The 16,311-nt window shown below is 56.3% G+C and carries 20 protein-coding genes; 6 read left to right on the top strand and 14 right to left on the bottom strand.

Annotated elements, in window-relative coordinates:
* Positions 1–24: 24 nt before the first annotated feature.
* The 5 genes from pheS to thrS all read right to left on the bottom strand — a co-directional run bounded on the left by pheS (position 25) and on the right by thrS (position 4,265).
* Positions 25–1,041 (bottom strand): phenylalanine--tRNA ligase subunit alpha, encoded by a 1,017-nt coding sequence (pheS, locus tag ACP7BE_RS06440; protein WP_095001971.1) that lies wholly within the window; start codon positions 1,039–1,041, stop codon positions 25–27.
* Between the two features lie 109 nt (positions 1,042–1,150).
* Positions 1,151–1,507, bottom strand: coding sequence for a 50S ribosomal protein L20 (gene rplT / locus ACP7BE_RS06445; RefSeq protein ID WP_003442184.1), 357 nt, complete (start codon positions 1,505–1,507; stop codon positions 1,151–1,153).
* Positions 1,508–1,536: 29 nt separating this feature from the next.
* Positions 1,537–1,731, bottom strand: coding sequence for a 50S ribosomal protein L35 (gene rpmI, locus ACP7BE_RS06450; RefSeq protein ID WP_002553160.1), 195 nt, complete (start codon positions 1,729–1,731; stop codon positions 1,537–1,539).
* Between the two features lie 60 nt (positions 1,732–1,791).
* On the bottom strand, positions 1,792–2,343 hold the full coding sequence (gene infC, locus ACP7BE_RS06455; protein ID WP_169916631.1) for a translation initiation factor IF-3: 552 nt from the start codon (positions 2,341–2,343) through the stop codon (positions 1,792–1,794).
* The gene (thrS, locus tag ACP7BE_RS06460; RefSeq protein ID WP_426105209.1) at positions 2,343–4,265 is read right to left on the bottom strand and encodes a threonine--tRNA ligase; all 1,923 of its coding nucleotides are present in this window, start codon (positions 4,263–4,265) and stop codon (positions 2,343–2,345) included. The genes infC and thrS overlap by 1 nt, the downstream gene beginning before the upstream one ends.
* A gap of 362 nt (positions 4,266–4,627) precedes the next feature.
* Between thrS and ACP7BE_RS06465 the strand changes: the two genes are divergently transcribed.
* Both ACP7BE_RS06465 and ACP7BE_RS06470 read left to right on the top strand, forming a co-directional pair.
* Positions 4,628–4,930 carry a hypothetical protein gene (locus tag ACP7BE_RS06465; RefSeq protein ID WP_095001973.1) on the top strand — a complete coding sequence of 101 codons (303 nt, stop codon included), beginning with the start codon at positions 4,628–4,630 and terminating at the stop codon, positions 4,928–4,930.
* A gap of 294 nt (positions 4,931–5,224) precedes the next feature.
* Positions 5,225–5,437 carry a cold-shock protein gene (locus tag ACP7BE_RS06470; protein ID WP_003179963.1) on the top strand — a complete coding sequence of 71 codons (213 nt, stop codon included), beginning with the start codon at positions 5,225–5,227 and terminating at the stop codon, positions 5,435–5,437.
* 70 nt (positions 5,438–5,507) lie between these two features.
* Here the strand turns inward: ACP7BE_RS06470 and ACP7BE_RS06475 are convergent, their stop codons facing one another.
* Together ACP7BE_RS06475 and ACP7BE_RS06480 are read right to left on the bottom strand one after the other, a co-directional pair.
* Complete coding sequence (locus ACP7BE_RS06475; protein WP_095001974.1) at positions 5,508–5,816, bottom strand: I78 family peptidase inhibitor; 309 nt, start codon at positions 5,814–5,816, stop codon at positions 5,508–5,510.
* 159 nt (positions 5,817–5,975) lie between these two features.
* Entirely contained in the window at positions 5,976–6,281 is a 306-nt protein-coding gene (locus ACP7BE_RS06480; RefSeq protein ID WP_095001975.1) for a hypothetical protein, read from the bottom strand.
* Between the two features lie 158 nt (positions 6,282–6,439).
* Here ACP7BE_RS06480 and ACP7BE_RS06485 point away from each other — a divergent pair, with 158 nt between their 5' ends.
* Positions 6,440–6,640: a hypothetical protein gene (locus tag ACP7BE_RS06485; RefSeq protein WP_095001976.1), complete on the top strand. Its 201-nt coding sequence runs from the start codon at positions 6,440–6,442 to the stop codon at positions 6,638–6,640.
* 17 nt (positions 6,641–6,657) lie between these two features.
* On the opposite strand, the gene ACP7BE_RS06490 is transcribed toward ACP7BE_RS06485, so the two are convergent.
* The 7 genes from ACP7BE_RS06490 to ACP7BE_RS06520 are packed head-to-tail and all read right to left on the bottom strand — an operon-like array spanning position 6,658 to position 13,617.
* The gene (locus ACP7BE_RS06490) at positions 6,658–7,686 is read right to left on the bottom strand and encodes a nucleoside hydrolase (RefSeq protein ID WP_095023610.1); all 1,029 of its coding nucleotides are present in this window, start codon (positions 7,684–7,686) and stop codon (positions 6,658–6,660) included.
* Between the two features lie 21 nt (positions 7,687–7,707).
* Positions 7,708–8,112, bottom strand: a complete 405-nt coding sequence (gene rbsD, locus ACP7BE_RS06495) for a D-ribose pyranase (protein WP_095001978.1) — start codon at positions 8,110–8,112, stop codon at positions 7,708–7,710.
* The gene (gene rbsK / locus ACP7BE_RS06500) at positions 8,109–9,029 is read right to left on the bottom strand and encodes a ribokinase (protein ID WP_095018576.1); all 921 of its coding nucleotides are present in this window, start codon (positions 9,027–9,029) and stop codon (positions 8,109–8,111) included. Before rbsK ends, rbsD begins: the two co-directional genes overlap by 4 nt.
* A 10-nt stretch (positions 9,030–9,039) precedes the next feature.
* The gene (locus ACP7BE_RS06505) at positions 9,040–10,074 is read right to left on the bottom strand and encodes a LacI family DNA-binding transcriptional regulator (RefSeq protein ID WP_095018575.1); all 1,035 of its coding nucleotides are present in this window, start codon (positions 10,072–10,074) and stop codon (positions 9,040–9,042) included.
* Between the two features lie 3 nt (positions 10,075–10,077).
* A complete protein-coding gene (locus tag ACP7BE_RS06510; protein ID WP_095001981.1) occupies positions 10,078–11,055 on the bottom strand; it encodes an ABC transporter permease in 978 nt (325 codons plus the stop codon).
* Positions 11,052–12,608 (bottom strand): sugar ABC transporter ATP-binding protein, encoded by a 1,557-nt coding sequence (locus ACP7BE_RS06515; protein ID WP_426105215.1) that lies wholly within the window; start codon positions 12,606–12,608, stop codon positions 11,052–11,054. Before ACP7BE_RS06515 ends, ACP7BE_RS06510 begins: the two co-directional genes overlap by 4 nt.
* A 55-nt stretch (positions 12,609–12,663) precedes the next feature.
* The gene (locus ACP7BE_RS06520) at positions 12,664–13,617 is read right to left on the bottom strand and encodes a sugar ABC transporter substrate-binding protein (RefSeq protein ID WP_095001983.1); all 954 of its coding nucleotides are present in this window, start codon (positions 13,615–13,617) and stop codon (positions 12,664–12,666) included.
* Positions 13,618–14,054: 437 nt separating this feature from the next.
* On the opposite strand from ACP7BE_RS06520, the gene ACP7BE_RS06525 reads away from it, so the two are divergent.
* From ACP7BE_RS06525 to ACP7BE_RS06535, 3 genes are all read left to right on the top strand, one after another.
* Positions 14,055–15,134, top strand: a complete 1,080-nt coding sequence (locus tag ACP7BE_RS06525) for an asparaginase (protein WP_095001984.1) — start codon at positions 14,055–14,057, stop codon at positions 15,132–15,134.
* A 173-nt stretch (positions 15,135–15,307) separates the two neighbouring features.
* The gene (locus tag ACP7BE_RS06530) at positions 15,308–15,559 is read left to right on the top strand and encodes a DUF1654 domain-containing protein (protein ID WP_095001985.1); all 252 of its coding nucleotides are present in this window, start codon (positions 15,308–15,310) and stop codon (positions 15,557–15,559) included.
* Positions 15,560–15,563: 4 nt separating this feature from the next.
* Positions 15,564–16,253 carry an endonuclease gene (locus tag ACP7BE_RS06535; protein WP_426105218.1) on the top strand — a complete coding sequence of 230 codons (690 nt, stop codon included), beginning with the start codon at positions 15,564–15,566 and terminating at the stop codon, positions 16,251–16,253.
* Positions 16,254–16,311 lie beyond the last annotated feature (58 nt).

Below are 16,311 nucleotides of genomic sequence, written 5' to 3' on the forward strand. Positions count from 1 at the left end.
TGCTCTCCTAAGAATTCGTTACGACTAGCGAAATTGCGCGAGGAACCGCAAGTCGTTGTCGAAGAACAGACGCAAGTCGTTCACGCCGTAACGCAGCATGGCCAGACGCTCAACGCCCATGCCGAAGGCAAAGCCCGAGAACTCTTCCGGGTCGATCCCGGACATGCGCAGCACGTTCGGATGAACCATGCCGCAGCCCATGACTTCCAGCCAGCCAGTCTGCTTGCAGACACGACAGCCTTTACCGCTGCACATCACGCATTCCATATCCACTTCAGCGGAAGGCTCGGTGAACGGGAAGTAGGACGGACGGAAACGCACGGCCAGTTCTTTTTCGAAGAACACCCGCAGGAACTCTTCGATGGTCCCTTTCAGGTCAGCGAAGTTGATATCGCGATCGATCAGCAGGCCTTCGACCTGGTGAAACATCGGCGAATGGGTGATATCCGAGTCGCTACGGTACACACGGCCCGGGCAGACAATGCGGATCGGCGGCTGCTTGGATTCCATGGTGCGGACCTGTACCGGCGAGGTATGGGTGCGCAACAACATGTTGGCATTGAAATAGAAGGTGTCATGCATCGACCGGGCCGGGTGATGGCCTGGGATGTTGAGCGCTTCGAAGTTGTGATAGTCGTCTTCAACCTCAGGGCCTTCGGCGATGCCGTAGCCAATATGGGTAAAGAACTGTTCGATACGTTCCAGAGTCCGGGTCACCGGATGCAGACCGCCAGAGGTCTGGCCACGGCCAGGCAGGGTCACGTCAATGGACTCGGCAGACAGTTTGGCGGCCAGTTCGGCCTCTTCAAACAACGCCTTGCGCGCATTGAGAACCTCTGTGACACGCTCCTTGGCAACGTTGATGAGGGCACCGACTTGCGGACGCTCTTCTGCTGGCAAATTGCCCAGGGTCTTCATCACCTGAGTCAATTCACCCTTTTTGCCAAGGTATTGAACCCGGATTTGCTCCAGGGCATTGATATCTTCAGCGCTTTGCACAGCCTCTAGTGCTTGAGAGACCAGCGCATCCAGGTTTTCCATGTACAGACTCCAGATACAAAATAGGGGAAGAGCTTGAAGGCTCTTCCCCTATTTATGACGTTTAGCACCCGGGCTTACACAGGCAAGCCCAAGTGACTGTCGGGGGTACTTAAGCCAGAGTGGCTTTAGCTTTCTCGACAATCGCAGCAAACGCCGCTTTTTCGTTCACTGCCAGATCAGACAGAACCTTACGGTCGATCTCGATGGAAGCTTTTTTCAGGCCGGCGATGAAACGGCTGTAAGACAGACCGTTAATACGAGCACCAGCGTTGATACGAGCGATCCACAGAGCGCGGAACTGACGTTTTTTCTGACGACGGTCACGGTAGGCGTATTGGCCTGCCTTGATTACCGCTTGCTTGGCAACACGGAATACGCGTGAGCGTGCGCCGTAGTAGCCTTTAGCCAGTTTCAGAATTTTTTTGTGACGTTTACGGGCGACAACGCCACGCTTTACACGAGCCATGAGTTACTTCCTCTAGTCTTAACCAAAAATTAACGAAGGCGCAGCATGCGCTCGACTTTTGCCACGTCAGACGGATGCAGCAAGCTGCTACCGCGCAGTTGACGCTTACGCTTGGTCGACATTTTGGTCAGGATGTGGCTCTTGAAAGCGTGCTTGTGCTTGATACCGTTAGCAGTTTTCAGAAACCGCTTAGCAGCACCACTTTTAGTCTTCATCTTTGGCATGTTCGGATACTCCGCATTCAGTTGATAAACATAATCAGAAGGCCTGCCGTGCCCAATTGATTACTTCTTCTTTTTCGGGGCGATGACCATGATCAGCTGGCGTCCTTCCATCTTAGGATGCTGTTCGACGGTACCGTATTCCGCAAGGTCAGCTTCAACCCGCTTCAACAGTTCCATACCCAGCTCCTGGTGGGCCATCTCACGGCCGCGGAATCGTAACGATACCTTGGCCCTGTCCCCATCACTCAGGAAACGTACCAGGTTGCGCAGTTTTACCTGGTAATCCCCTTCCTCCGTCCCTGGACGAAACTTGATTTCTTTAACCTGAATCTGTTTCTGGTTTTTCTTTGCAGCAGCAACCTGTTTCTTCTTTTCGAAGATAGATTTGCCGTAGTCCATCAGCTTGCAAACTGGGGGTACTGCATCAGCGGAAATTTCCACCAAGTCCAGTTTGGCCTCTTCAGCTTTAAGAAGCGCGTCTTCAATTGACACAATCCCAAGCTGCTCGCCTTCAGCCCCAATTAACCGAACCTCGCGTGCCGAGATATTCTCGTTGATCGGGGCTTTCGGTGCAGCTCGTTTATCTTGTCTCATTTCACGCTTAATAATAATTACTCCGAATCATGGCGACCACGCCGGGAAACCGCTTGTGCGAGGAATTCAGCGAATTGCGCGACGGGCATCGAGCCCAGGTCAGCACCTTCACGTGTACGCACAGCGACAGTCTGCATCTCGACTTCCCGATCTCCGATAACCAAGAGATAAGGAACCTTGAGCAAAGTATGCTCGCGGATTTTAAAGCCGATCTTTTCATTTCTCAAGTCAGACTTGGCACGAAATCCGCTCTGATTGAGAGTTTTTTCAACTTCAGCAGCAAAATCTGCCTGTTTGTCAGTGATATTCATGATCACTGCCTGGGTTGGAGCCAGCCAAGCAGGGAATGCGCCTTCGTAATGTTCGATCAGGATACCGACAAAACGTTCGAACGATCCAAGGATCGCGCGGTGCAGCATAACCGGGTGCTTACGGCTGTTGTCTTCGGACACATATTCTGCGCCAAGACGGATCGGCAGGTTGAAATCGAGCTGCAGGGTACCACATTGCCAGACACGACCCAGACAATCTTTCAGAGAAAATTCAATCTTGGGACCGTAGAAGGCACCTTCGCCCGGTTGCAAATCGTACGCCAGGCCAGCGCTATCAAGGGCTGAAGCCAATGCGCTTTCGGCGCGATCCCACAGTTCATCCGAACCCACACGCTTTTCAGGACGCGTCGACAGCTTGAGCTCAATGTCCTTGAAACCGAAGTCAGCGTAGACATCCAGCGTCAGCTTGATAAAAGCTGCCGACTCGGCCTGCATCTGCTCTTCAGTACAGAAGATGTGGGCATCGTCCTGGGTAAAGCCACGTACACGCATGATGCCGTGCAGGGCGCCCGACGGCTCGTTACGGTGACAGGCACCGAATTCGGCCAGACGCAGCGGCAGCTCGCGGTAGCTTTTCAGGCCCTGGTTGAACACTTGCACATGGCAAGGGCAGTTCATCGGCTTGATCGCGTAGTCGCGGCTTTCAGACTGGGTAGTGAACATGTTCTCGGCGTAGTTGGCCCAGTGCCCGGACTTTTCCCAGAGGCTGCGATCAACGACCTGAGGAGTCTTGATCTCCAGGTAGCCATTGTCGCGCTGTACTTTGCGCATGTACTGCTCAAGTACCTGGTACAGGGTCCAGCCATTCGGGTGCCAGAACACCATGCCCGGGGCTTCTTCCTGGGTGTGGAACAAGCCAAGGCGCTTGCCGATTTTACGGTGATCGCGCTTTTCGGCTTCTTCGATACGCAGAATGTAGGCAGCCAGCTGCTTTTTGTCAGCCCAGGCCGTGCCATAGATACGCTGCAACTGCTCGTTCTTGGCATCGCCACGCCAGTAGGCGCCCGACAGCTTGGTCAGCTTGAACGATTTGAGGAAACGCGTGTTCGGCACGTGAGGACCGCGGCACATGTCGACGTATTCTTCATGGAAGTACAAGCCCATGGCCTGCTCGTCCGGCATGTCTTCGATCAGGCGCAGTTTGTAGTCTTCACCACGGGCAGCAAACAGTTCGATCACTTCGGCACGCGGCGTCACTTTCTTGATGACGTCGTAGTCTTTTTCGATCAGTTGCTGCATGCGCTGTTCGATAGCAGCCATGTCATCCGGGGTGAACGGACGCTCATAGGCGATATCGTAGTAAAAGCCTTCGTCGATGACCGGCCCGATGACCATTTTGGCCGTCGGGAACAGCTGCTTCACCGCATGACCGACCAAGTGGGCGCAAGAGTGACGAATGATCTCCAGCCCCTCTTCATCCTTGGGCGTGATGATTTGCAAGGTGGCATCGTTTTCAATCAGATCACAGGCATCCACCAGCTTGCCGTTGACCTTGCCGGCCACGGTGGCTTTAGCCAGGCCGGCGCCAATTGAAGCGGCAACCTCGGCTACAGAAACTGGATGATCGAAAGAGCGTTGACTGCCGTCGGGAAGAGTAATAGTTGGCATGGCGCCTCCTCTCCTAGTGGTGACCCCTACCAAAGGTCACGTGGGTTGGGATGAGCCAGTACGCGATTCGGTGGTATGCCTGCCTCACAGTGGCAGGAGCCTTGCGGCGAACCTAAAACCGAACCAGAGTGACTGGAGTTCAAATCAAAAAGGTTAATGGCACTGCATGACGGTTCAAGGAACACGCGAATGCAGGAAATAGCCAGGGCGGCATGCTAGCACAGATGGATACGCCTGTTGCGCACCCCTCCCCGCATCCGCGAGAAAACGGGGTTTTTTACAAAAGGGTGAACTTGAGCTCCACTTACCTTTCACATACTCAGTGATACACACTCGGTTTTAATGCCTACAAGGAGCATCTTATGCGCACGATCCGCTTACTCGCCTTCGCAGCCCCCCTGGCGCTGCTGCTACCCCTGAGCGCCCAGGCCGATAACTGGCCTGCAGGCGCCAAAAAAGACTACATGAAGGACTGCGTAGCGGCAGCCAGCCAAAGTGTTGACGCAAAAACGGCCCAACAGCATTGCGCATGCGGTGCGGACAAGCTGTCCGAGAAGTTTACAAGCGCCGAAATCACACAGCTGATGAGCAAGACAACCCAGCCTAGCGCAGAGCTTCGCACCCGGGCTCTGGACGCCATCCAGGCTTGCCGGGCCAAGAAATAACCACCCTCCTCACGGCTCGAATTGAGCCGTGAGGAGAGCAAAAACAGTCAAAAACGCTTTTGCACGTAAAAAATATTGATTCTCGACTGCTTTTTTTCTAACAGCCTTTAGCCCTCAACCCCCCGTAAACCGGGGGTCTTGAGCATTTCAAAGAGCAGACGAGGGTTAACATTGCAGCAATCTGTAGCTCAGGGGGGCTCCCAAAGCGCACATTTCGACTATGATACCTCGGTGTGCCCAGTTGGCCTGAGCAGCACAGTACTACTGAAAATATAAGTTTCTTGGAGATACACCATGTCTAATCGCCAAACCGGCACCGTAAAATGGTTCAACGATGAAAAAGGCTTCGGCTTCATCACTCCTCAAGGTGGCGGTGACGACCTGTTCGTACACTTCAAAGCTATCGAAAGCGACGGTTTCAAAAGCCTGAAAGAAGGCCAGACCGTTTCCTTCGTGGCTGAGAAAGGCCAAAAGGGTATGCAAGCTGCACAGGTTCGTCCGGAGTAAATCTCCCGCGAACAAAAAAACCCCGTCCATGTGACGGGGTTTTTTATGCCTGACGCAATGTCAGGCCAGGTTAGCCGCAGTTAACCCGGGTAATGATGCCAGCGTCGTCCGCATTGAGATTGAGACGGTCCGAGCGGTACTCAAGCGTCATCACGTCATGCGGCATCAAAATACGCGCGTTCTGCGCACCAGCCTTGATACGGGCCTGCTCCAGAAGCTGCGCCGAAGCCTTTTGACCGACTGCAAATGCTGCTGATTTAGCATCGCAACGGCTATGCCCCGCCTCGGCGACAGGCTCCTTGACCGAACTTGCGGTGCTGCATCCGGACAGTGCCAAGACCGCCAACAACGAACCCAATGACACTAGCTTCCAAGACATGAAGCCTCCTTAAGATAAATAGTCTGAACCCTTGCGACAGCTTTTTCGCACATAGGTTGCATGACGCCTCTCAGCGCCTTCTGATTTGCCAGCACCGGCAAGTGTGCCCGAGCCGACTTTTAACGTGCACCCCTAATCATTGCCAAATATGTTCAGGTGTCAGTACACATCAATGTAATCGAACGGCGGATTAGGCCAGTTGTCCTTGAGGGCATTGAATATCTGCATGACCCAGACCTCATCGCTTGCTGCAACTTTTCCGACATAGCCAGAACCTGCCGCCCAGGTCTCCAGCCTGAAAAGCAGACCGTCGATATCGACACCGCCCACCACACCCGAAGAAATATAAGCGATACCCGTCTTGGTCACGCGCAACTGTGTATGGGCATCATCACTGGCCGAGGCCAGCAACTGACGCACAGCGCCAAGAGTAAAGCCCTCAGGGTTGTTTAGATCAATTTGCATGGCCTGCACCGCTCCCAAAAAGTGCAAGTGTGGCACGCAGTGCGGGGGTCATGGGCTGTTGAGGGGGCAAAAACCAATATTTACTTTGGTCTATTTATAGCGAAATGACGACTTTTTGCTAAAATCGCCTTTTCACGCCCCCTTCCCATGAGCACCCCATGACAACAGTCAGCATCGATGCAGATATCAAGGCCAAGTGGCATCAAGGACAGTGCTCATACAGCCCTGGCAGCCCTGAAGAGCTGGCCATTATCGGCATCGACCTTTTGGTTAAAGAGCTCGGCACGGAAGCTGCCCGAGCGTTCGTCAGTCAGGTGTTCGAAAAGTACAAACCGGCCGAGCCCGTCAGGCTGACCTGACGGCGCGCAACCTCACTTCACTTGAGCCGGCCCAGACGCGCGGTAAGCAAGTCAAAAAAGCCCTGCGCGTCACCGCTCTCGACCCAAAAGGCGTTTTTGGGCTGGTTCAAGGTGTTGTACCAGTCCGGGATAGTCTGGCCAAAGGTCGGCCCCTCGCGAGTATCCACGACCAGGTTGACTTCACGCCCGGAGAACAGCGCAGGATTGAGCAGGTAGGCAATGACACTGGCATCGTGAACAGGCCCGCCAGGCAGTCCGTAGTGCACCATGTCGCCTTTCACATATTCATTGAGAATATCGCCCACCAGTTTGCCGGCCGTATTGCCCAGTGCAGCGATCTGCTTCAGTCGCGCCTCGCTGGTAAGGATCTTGTGTGTCACATCCAGCGGTACATAGGTCAGTTTCACCCCGCTCTTCAACACCACGTCTGCCGCATGCGGATCGGCATAAAGGTTGAACTCGGCAACCGGGGTGATATTACCGCCATTGAAATGGGCGCCGCCCATGACCACGACTTCCTTGATTCCCTGCGTGATTTCCGGGGCCTGGATCAAGGCCAGGGCCAGGTTTGTCTGCGGGCCGAGCATGGCAATGGTCACGCTGCCTGGCTTGGCTGCACGCAAGGTATCAACCAGGTAATTGACCGCATTGGCCTTTTCGAGACCTTTGGCCGGCTCATGCACAGGCACACCGGTGACGCCTTCCTGGCCGTGAATGTTCTCGGCGTAAATCGGCGTACGCACCAGGGGTTTAGGGGCCCCGGCATACACCGGCACGTCTTCGCGCCCTGCCCACTCCCGGGCCAGCCGGGCATTGCGCGAGGTCTTGTCGAGCCGTACGTTGCCCGCCACGGTGGTAATGGCCCGCACCTGTAACTGCTCCGGTGAAGCCAGTGCCAGCAGCAGAGCGACCACATCATCGGCGCCGGGGTCCGTGTCGATGATCAAATCGATCTTGTCTGCGGCTTGAACACTCGACATCGTGATGGCGGACACGAACAAGACACTCCTGATCAATGGCTGAAAAATCCGGGTAAAACGTGGCATCACAACTCCCTGGTTATTTGTCTAAAAAGTCACGCCAGAGACCAAGGCAATATTGCAGTACGGGCGACACTCTCCAGTACGAACAATCACCTTTGCCTGCAGGCATAGTTCCTTGAAAGCATTATGGGTGAGCAGGCTCCTTGAGCCCAACTCCCCCTTGCCTGCATATTCGTCGATACATGACAGCGCCGGGCATGGCGCCTGCAACAACTCAGTGGCGAGCACATGGCTTTGCACCTGCATCTCACTGAGCAGGGCGCGCAACGTGCTGGCAACATCAGGCACGCCTTGAGTCAGGGCCAGATCAATCAGTTCGATGCCCTTGGGCACCGGCAAACCGGCATCGGCAATCACCACGATGTCGCCATGCCCCAGCGAGGCAACCAGCCGCGACAAGGCGATATTCAGCAGCGGTGTTTTTTTCATGGTGCTTTAAAGCCCTGAACATCACGCAACAATGGAATCGAAGGCTGAGCCCCCGCCCGAGTGACCGATAACGCGGCGGCGACCTGCGCAAAGCGTATCGCGTCGTCCTCTTCCATACCCGCCGCCAGCGCGGCAGAGAAGCCGCCGACAAAGGTATCGCCCGCCGCCGTGGCATCCACCGCCTCGACCTTGGGCGCAGTAAAGTGCATCACTCGGTGGGCACTGACAAACAAGGCCCCCAGCGCGCCCAGGGTGACAATCACCTTGCCCGCGCCCAGCTCGACCAACCGCCGGGCAGCCCGCCCGGCCGACTCAAGGGAATCAACCGGCACACCGCTAAGCGCCCAGGCCTCGCTCTCATTCGGGATCAGGTAGTCGATGGCGCCATACCAGTGCCCCGGCAACGGAGCACTGACCGGGGCGGGATTGAGGATCACCACTTTGCCCAGTTCACGTCCACGCGCCAGCACGCATCCGACTGTTTCCATCGGCACTTCAAGCTGGCAAACAAGCACTTGCGCACCTTGCAAGACGTGATCAAAGGCGCGGATATCTTCCGCGGCCAGGCAGCCATTGGCACCCGGCACCACCACAATGGTGTTCTGGCTGCAGGCATCCACCGTGATAAGGGCCACGCCGCTGGCACAGTCAGGCACGGTGCGCACTGCCACACAATCAACCCGGTCAGCCAGCAAGCCGTCACGCAACTGTACGCCATAGGCGTCACCGCCGACACAGCCGAGCATTGCCACCCGGGCACCCAGGCGCGACGCTGCTACCGCCTGGTTCGCTCCCTTGCCACCGTGCACGGTGGTAAAGGATTGCCCGAACACCGTTTCCCCCGGGCGCGGCAATCTCTCGGTACGCGTTACCAGATCCATATTCAGACTGCCTGCAACCACAACATTCGCTTGCATGTATCGACACTCATCCAGTGATTGTAGGGGGGGATTTCAACGGTGCTTGCGCATAAGCCCGGGTGGACTCGCGCAGCACAATGTCGGGTTTGACGATCCGCTGCTCCACCGCCCGCCCGGGTACGGCAATGCGGCGCAACAATAACTGGGCAGCGATCTCACCCAGTTGCAGGATCGACTGCCCGACAGTTGTCAGCGACGGATAGACATAACGGCTCATCTGTACATCATCAAAGCCAATCACCGACAACTGCTGGGGTACCCGAATATTGCGCTCGGCCGCCGCTCGCAATACGCCGATGCCCATCATGTCGTTGCAGGCAAAAATGGCCGAGGGCGGGTTGTGCTGCAGCAAGCCGACCGCCGCGTTGTAGCCCCCGACACTGCTGAAGTCACTCTCGACCATCCACTGCCCCTGAGGCGTTATACCCGCCTCCAGCAGCGCACGCCGATACCCGGCCATACGCAACTGCGCGACACGGGTGGCGGCGGGCCCGCCAATGCAGGCAATGGCACGATGCCCCAGATCGAGCAAGTGCCGCGTAGCCAGATAAGCCCCCAGTTCGTGGTCGATGCACACCAGGTCAGCCTCAACCCCCTCAAAGCTGCGATCGACAATCACCATCGGCGTGCGTACGCCGACCAACCCGCTGGCCATCCCCAGGTCGCCTGTGGACGAAGCGACCACCAGCCCGTCCACACGCTTTTCCAGCAGCACCCGCAGGTAATTGCGCTGCTTGACCGGGTCATCATCACAGTTGCACAGGATCACGCAGTAATTGTTGCGCTCACAGTAATCCTCGATACCTCGCGCCAACTCGGCAAAGTACGGGTTCAGGCTATTGGCCACCAGCAGGCCGATGGTCGCTGTGGTCTTGGCCTTGAGCGAGCGTGCTACCGCGCTGGGTACATACTCCAGGTGTGCAATGGCTTGCTCAACCTTCAAGCGCACAGGTTCACTGACAGGGCGGGTTTTATTCAAAACATGAGAAACCGTCGTGTACGAAATGCCTGCCATTGCCGCGACATCTTTAATCGTTGCCATTGCTCAATTCCGTCGCTGTGCGCGTTGACTGCGGTAAGTGTCCAATACCACTGCTATCACAATGACAGCACCGGTAATAATACGCTTGGTGGGTTCCGTCGCGCCGATTTGAGCCAGCCCTGCGGCCAATACTGAAATAATCAGCACACCAAAAAACGTACTGATCACCGAACCGCGCCCGCCCATCAAGCTCGTGCCACCGATCACCACGGCCGCAATGACCTGCAGTTCAAGGCCCGAACCGGCATTGGGGTCTGCCGCCTCGAGGCGGGATATCTGAAACAGCGCTGCCACTCCTGCCAACAACCCCATCAGGCTAAAGACCAAAATCTTGTAGGGCTTTGGATTGATACCGGCCAGGCGCACGGCTTCTTCGTTGGTGCCAATGCCAATCAGATAGCGCCCAAACACCGTGCGCGTCAGCACCGCCTGGGCGATGACAATAATCAGCAACGCAATAATGAACGCGGGCGAGATGCCAAAGGCAACCGGATTGGCAAGCCAGGCGAACGCGTCGCCGATATACGCCGTGCGCGATCCTGTAAGCTGGTAGGCCCCGCCCCGGGCCATTTCCAGCACCCCCAGCGAGACAATAAAAGACGGGATTTTCCAGGCCACCGTGATCGACCCCGTAAGGGTCCCCGCCAGGGCCGCACAGCCCATGCCCAGCAAAGCGGCAGGCAATACACTCCAGCCCCAGCCCAGAATCGCAACACTGACCGCCGACGCTGCCAGGGCCAACACCGAGCCGACCGACAGGTCGATGCCGCCGATGATCAGCACAAAGGTCATGCCGACCGACAACACCATCAAGTCGGGGATCTGGTTGGCCAGCGTACTGAGCGTGTCATAGGAGAAAAAATGTTCACTCAGGCTGGAAAACAGGATGATCATGGCCAGCAAGGCGCCCGCCAACCCGAGGTAGGTGCCCATTCCGTAGTAGTTATGTGCACTTTTATGCGGCACGCGGGTAGGGTTCATGAGGCTTCCTTTGGCGTGGCTTCAGCGAGCAACGCATCTCGTTTTTGATAACCGGCAAAAGCTGCCGCCAGTAACTGTTCCTGACTCCAGCTGTCACGTTCAAAGGTATCGATCAGCCGGCCCGCAGACAGCACGCCAATGCGGTCACAAATCAGCATCAACTCGCGAAGATCGCTCGACACCACCACCAGCGCCTTGCCCTTGCGCGTCAGCTCGCCCAGCAGCCGGTAAATATCGAACTTGGCGCCAATATCGATACCGCGCGTAGGCTCATCGAACAGCAGAACCGAACAGTCGCGCTCCAGCCAGCGGCCAATGACGACCTTCTGCTGGTTGCCACCGGACAGTTGCGACACCACTTGTTCCGGGCCGCTGCTGCGGATGCCCATGGCGTCTATCTGACGCCGCGCCAATGCGGCCTCCTGCTCCCGGTTGACCAAGCCACTGCTTGAAATCCGATCCATATTGCCCAGGCCGATGTTGGCACTGATCGACTGGGTCAGCAGCAAGCCTTCACCCTTGCGGTCCTCGGTAATCAGTGCAATACCCTGCCGGACAGCATCTGCCGGCGAATGGATGGTCACTACCTGCACAGGAGCACCCACTGCAACCGTGCCGCTGTCGGCCACATCGGCACCATAGATCAGTCGCAGCAGTTCGGTGCGCCCTGCCCCGATCAGTCCGGAAATCCCGAAAATCTCGCCTTTTCTGACTTTAAACGATACATCTCGTACCTTGTCCGAGCGGCTGATACCACAGACTTCAAGCGCCGTTTCACCCAAGCTACGTTCGCCCAAATCCAGCTGGTCACCCAACTCGCGGCCCACCATCAAGTTGACCAGTTGCTCGCTGTTGTAATCGGCAATGGGCTCGACGCACACCAGGCAACCGTCGCGCAGTACGGCAATCCGCTGCGCCACCTGTGCCAGCTCTTCAAGTCGATGGGAGATATACACAATCGCCACGCCACGGGCCTGCAGCCGTTCGATTTGCACAAAAAGCATTTCAACTTCACGGGCGGTGAGCATGGCCGTGGGCTCATCGAGGATGAGCACATGGCAATCGCCGATCAGGTTGCGCGCAATCTCGACCATCTGCTGATGGCCAATGCCCAGCTCCCCGACCAGGGTGTCCGGGTCAATCGCCTCCAGACCCACCTGGCTCATGGCCTCAATGGCCGCTTTGCGCAACTGCTTGCGGCTGATCCAGCCCAGGTGGCCGGGCAATTTGTCCAGAAACAGGTTTTCCGCCACCGTCAGCGTGGGCAGCAGGTTCAGTTCCTGCATGACCATGCGCACACCCAATTGCTCGGCCTGCGCACGACTGCCCGGGGCATAGGCCTGGCCATTGAATTGCATGTGCCCGAGAGTCGGCACCTCCAGGCCACCCATGATCTTCGATAGTGTGCTTTTGCCAGCGCCATTCTCACCCGTCAGGGCCAGAACTTCGCCGCGATGCAACGACAGCTCGATAGCAGCCAGTACCGGCTGCTGAGTGTAGGTTTTACCAATCCCGCTGACCGTGAGGACCACGCTGGCATCAGGAGCAGACATGACATTTCTCCGGGCACCTGCCCGACCGGGCAAGTGCCTGCGACAACGAGTGGGATTACTTGTTGATGACCAGTTCGACAGGGGTATCGATGACACCGTCCTTGAGGTTTTCAACCGGTTCTTTTTTGACCAGCTTGAGCGCCGTTTCGATGCCATAAACCGCCTGTTTGGCGGCAGCCTGATCGGCCGTTGCCAGCACACGGCCATCCTTGAGCATGGGTTTTATCGCATCGATGTTGTCATAGCCGACCACTTGCACCTTGCCGACCTTGCCTGCAGCCCGGATAGCCGACACCGCGCCCAGCGCCATGCTGTCATTGCCCGCCAGGATGGCCTTGAGGTTCGGATACTCGCTGAGCATGCCCGCCGCAACCTTGTTGCCACCGTCGATTTCCCAGTTGCCCGACTGCACCGGCACAATCTTCATCCCGGCAGCGTTCATCGCATCCGTGAAACCCGCTGTGCGCATTTGCGCATTGGTCGTGGTCGATACACCCTCGATGATCCCGACCTCATCACCGGCCTTGAGCCTGGTGGCCAGGTACTCGCCGACCTCGCGAGCCCCCTGCCTGTTGTTGGGCCCGACAAAGGGTACTTCGAGCCCTTTGCTTTTCAGCACCTGGGGGTCGAGCTGGTTGTCGATATTGACCACCACAATGCCACGGTCACTGGCCTTTTTGATGGCCGACACCAGCGCCTTGGAGTCTGCGGGCGCAATCACCAGCGCATCGACCTTGGCGATGATCATCTGATTGATGATGTCGATCTGGCCCGCAGTGTCCGTTTCATTTTTGATCCCGTTGGAAATCAGGTCGAAACTGGCGGCATTGGCCTTTTGATAATCCTCGCCACCCTTTTGCATGGTGACAAAGAACTCGTTTGCCAAGGACTTCATGACCAGGCCGACTTTGGGTTTTTGTGGCGTATCGGCATTGGCGACAGGGAGGGTAAGGGATGCCGCAGCCAGCATGGCGACAGCAAGAAGGCGTCCAGCAAATGGCAGCTTCATGGGGGCAACTCCGATCTTATGATTATTGTGAGCAACGTCCTGCTCGCACACGCCTGAGCGCCAAAAGCTGGGTGACTGGCATCAGGTCATGCCTGACTGCCAGAAATACAGACTCAAGAAAACGGCGCAAACGTTTGCTAGGCCCTCACTATGGAAAGCCACCTGTTATTTGTCAATGTGAAAAAAACGCGATCAGACACATCGATATTCGACTCTCCGAACAAAAAAAACGCTTCTGTTCGGAAAACCGTCCGGTTTCTTTTCCAGAAAGCGGATCGTGGAAATAAAGACCCATAAATCAATACGTTGTGTGCTCCCCGAAAAACTTCGCTTAGTGGCACAAATAGTGCTTTCCAGTCTCTATGCATGGTCAATAAATGGCACATGCCGAGCAAAGTGTGCAGTCATCGGCATACTCACTAATAAGAGAAAAAACAATGAAAAATGCTGTTTTGAAAACTTTTGTTCCGGGCGCACTGGCCCTGCTGCTGGCACTGCCGACCGCTCAAGCGCAAGAGGCTGTCACCAAGCCCAACGTCATCATCCTCGCCACTGGCGGCACTATCGCCGGTGCAGGTGCCAGCGCTGCCAACAGCGCCACTTACACGGCCGCTAAAGTCGGTATCGACAAATTGATCGCCGGCGTACCCGAACTAAGCCAACTGGCCAATGTGCGTGGCGAGCAAGTGATGCAAATTGCATCCGAGAGCATCACCAACGAAAACCTGCTGCAATTGGGCCGCCGGGTCGCCGAACTGGCTGACAGCAACGACGTTGATGGCATCGTTATCACCCACGGTACCGACACCCTCGAAGAAACCGCCTATTTCCTGAACCTGGTCGAAAAAACCGACAAGCCCATCGTGGTGGTCGGCTCCATGCGTCCGGGCACCGCCATGTCGGCTGACGGCATGCTGAACCTGTACAACGCCGTTGCCGTTGCCGGCAGCAAAGATGCGCGCGGCAAAGGCGTGCTGGTCACCATGAACGACGAAATCCAGTCGGGCCGTGATGTCAGCAAAATGATCAACATCAAGACCGAAGCCTTCAAAAGCCCGTGGGGTCCGCTGGGCATGGTCGTTGAAGGCAAGTCCTACTGGTTCCGCTTGCCAGCCAAGCGCCACACCATGGACTCCGAGTTCGACATCAAGAACATCAAGAGCCTGCCAAACGTTGGCATCGCCTACTCCTACGGCAATGTGGACGACACCGCCTATAAAGCGCTGGCCCAATCCGGTGCCAAAGCCATCATCCACGCGGGTACCGGCAACGGTTCAGTGTCCTCCAGCGTGGTGCCGACCTTGCAAGCCCTGCGTAAGGATGGCGTACAAATCATTCGTTCTTCCCACGTAAACAGCGGCGGTTTCGTACTGCGTAACGCAGAACAGCCTGACGACAAAAACGACTGGGTTGTTGCCCATGACCTGAACCCGCAGAAAGCCCGCATCCTGGCCATGGTCGCCCTGACCAAGACCCAGGACAGCAAAGAGCTACAGCGCATCTTCTGGGAATACTGAGTGCTTGCTTGTCGCCTTGGCGCGCTGAATAAGCAAGGCCGCCTCCCCTGTGGGAGGCGGCCTTTTTATTGGTCGGACAAAAGCTGCGGCACAACCGGCAGTTGCACCAAACAGTTGCCAAATGTGGCGCAGTTAAATACTGTATGCGCATACAGCACACCAAGGATTGCATCATGGCTAAAAAAGCAGCAAAAGAGCCGACTCCGCCAAGCCCCTATGAAATTTTCGGCACACGTATACAAAAAATCATCAGCTCGCCAAAAGCTCAAAAAGACAAAATGGCGGTGCTTGAGCGACTCGAAGGCGATAACCCTGAGTTCTGGGAACGCCTGCTGGAAGAAATTTCTGAAAACGATAACGTCACTGTCGCCCACCGCGATGATGGCGGCGTGAATGTTTTCTGGACCGTGCTTGAGGAAGACTGAGTCAATGAGGGTTGGTTTACTGGTACTGCTCGGTCTTTTCACCGTTTCAAGCGCACAGGCCGCGGCCCCGAACACCTTCAGCGAAGCCAAGAAGGTTGCCTGGAAGCTCTACGCGCCGCAGTCCACCGAGTTCTACTGCGGTTGCAAATACACCGGCAACCGCGTCGATCTGAAAGCCTGCGGTTATATCCCGCGCAAAAATGCCAACCGTGCTGCACGCATCGAGTGGGAACATATCGTTCCCGCCTGGCAGATCGGCCATCAGCGCCAATGCTGGCAAAGTGGCGGGCGAAAAAACTGCACCCGCAATGACCCGGTGTTCAAAGTTGCTGAAGCCGACTTGCACAACCTGGTACCCAGCATCGGCGAGGTCAACGGGGACCGCAGCAATTTCAGTTTTGGCTGGTTACCCGAGCAAAAAGGCCAATATGGTTCGTGCCTGACACAAGTCGATTTCAAATCAAAAAAGGTCATGCCCCGCCCCTCCATTCGCGGGATGATCGCGCGCACCTACTTTTACATGAGCAAGCAATACAACTTGCGTCTGTCCAGGCAGGACCGCCAGCTTTACGAAGCCTGGAACAAAACCTACCCGGTTCAAGCCTGGGAGCGCCAGCGCAATCAGGCGGTGGCCTGCGTGATGGGCCGTGGCAACGAATTCGTCGGCCCGGTCAACCTCAAAGCCTGCAGTTGAAAACACCCCTGCCTGCACCTGCCTTGAGCCCTGGTTAAAACTGCGGTTCAAGGTGCTG

Origin of the sequence: Pseudomonas sp. TWR1-1-3, assembly GCF_049896805.1 — a bacterium.
Classification (GTDB): Bacteria; Pseudomonadota; Gammaproteobacteria; order Pseudomonadales; family Pseudomonadaceae; genus Aquipseudomonas; species Aquipseudomonas bubulae.

Bases quoted from the DNA above. Each gene is read 5' to 3' on its own strand.
- ACP7BE_RS06475 (WP_095001974.1), bottom strand. From the start codon at position 5,816: ATGTCTTGGAAGCTAGTGTCATTGGGTTCGTTGTTGGCGGTCTTGGCA.
- ACP7BE_RS06470 (WP_003179963.1), top strand. From the start codon at position 5,225: ATGTCTAATCGCCAAACCGGCACCGTAAAATGGTTCAACGATGAAAAA.
- thrS (WP_426105209.1), bottom strand. From the start codon at position 4,265: ATGCCAACTATTACTCTTCCCGACGGCAGTCAACGCTCTTTCGATCAT.
- ACP7BE_RS06505 (WP_095018575.1), bottom strand. From the start codon at position 10,074: ATGGCAACGATTAAAGATGTCGCGGCAATGGCAGGCATTTCGTACACG.
- ACP7BE_RS06485 (WP_095001976.1), top strand. From the start codon at position 6,440: ATGACAACAGTCAGCATCGATGCAGATATCAAGGCCAAGTGGCATCAA.
- ACP7BE_RS06490 (WP_095023610.1), bottom strand. From the start codon at position 7,686: ATGCCACGTTTTACCCGGATTTTTCAGCCATTGATCAGGAGTGTCTTG.
- rpmI (WP_002553160.1), bottom strand. From the start codon at position 1,731: ATGCCAAAGATGAAGACTAAAAGTGGTGCTGCTAAGCGGTTTCTGAAA.
- ACP7BE_RS06515 (WP_426105215.1), bottom strand. From the start codon at position 12,608: ATGTCTGCTCCTGATGCCAGCGTGGTCCTCACGGTCAGCGGGATTGGT.
- ACP7BE_RS06525 (WP_095001984.1), top strand. From the start codon at position 14,055: ATGAAAAATGCTGTTTTGAAAACTTTTGTTCCGGGCGCACTGGCCCTG.
- ACP7BE_RS06510 (WP_095001981.1), bottom strand. From the start codon at position 11,055: ATGAACCCTACCCGCGTGCCGCATAAAAGTGCACATAACTACTACGGA.
- ACP7BE_RS06535 (WP_426105218.1), top strand. From the start codon at position 15,564: ATGAGGGTTGGTTTACTGGTACTGCTCGGTCTTTTCACCGTTTCAAGC.
- ACP7BE_RS06520 (WP_095001983.1), bottom strand. From the start codon at position 13,617: ATGAAGCTGCCATTTGCTGGACGCCTTCTTGCTGTCGCCATGCTGGCT.
- ACP7BE_RS06465 (WP_095001973.1), top strand. From the start codon at position 4,628: ATGCGCACGATCCGCTTACTCGCCTTCGCAGCCCCCCTGGCGCTGCTG.
- rplT (WP_003442184.1), bottom strand. From the start codon at position 1,507: ATGGCTCGTGTAAAGCGTGGCGTTGTCGCCCGTAAACGTCACAAAAAA.
- ACP7BE_RS06480 (WP_095001975.1), bottom strand. From the start codon at position 6,281: ATGCAAATTGATCTAAACAACCCTGAGGGCTTTACTCTTGGCGCTGTG.
- ACP7BE_RS06530 (WP_095001985.1), top strand. From the start codon at position 15,308: ATGGCTAAAAAAGCAGCAAAAGAGCCGACTCCGCCAAGCCCCTATGAA.
- pheS (WP_095001971.1), bottom strand. From the start codon at position 1,041: ATGGAAAACCTGGATGCGCTGGTCTCTCAAGCACTAGAGGCTGTGCAA.
- rbsK (WP_095018576.1), bottom strand. From the start codon at position 9,029: ATGCAAGCGAATGTTGTGGTTGCAGGCAGTCTGAATATGGATCTGGTA.
- rbsD (WP_095001978.1), bottom strand. From the start codon at position 8,112: ATGAAAAAAACACCGCTGCTGAATATCGCCTTGTCGCGGCTGGTTGCC.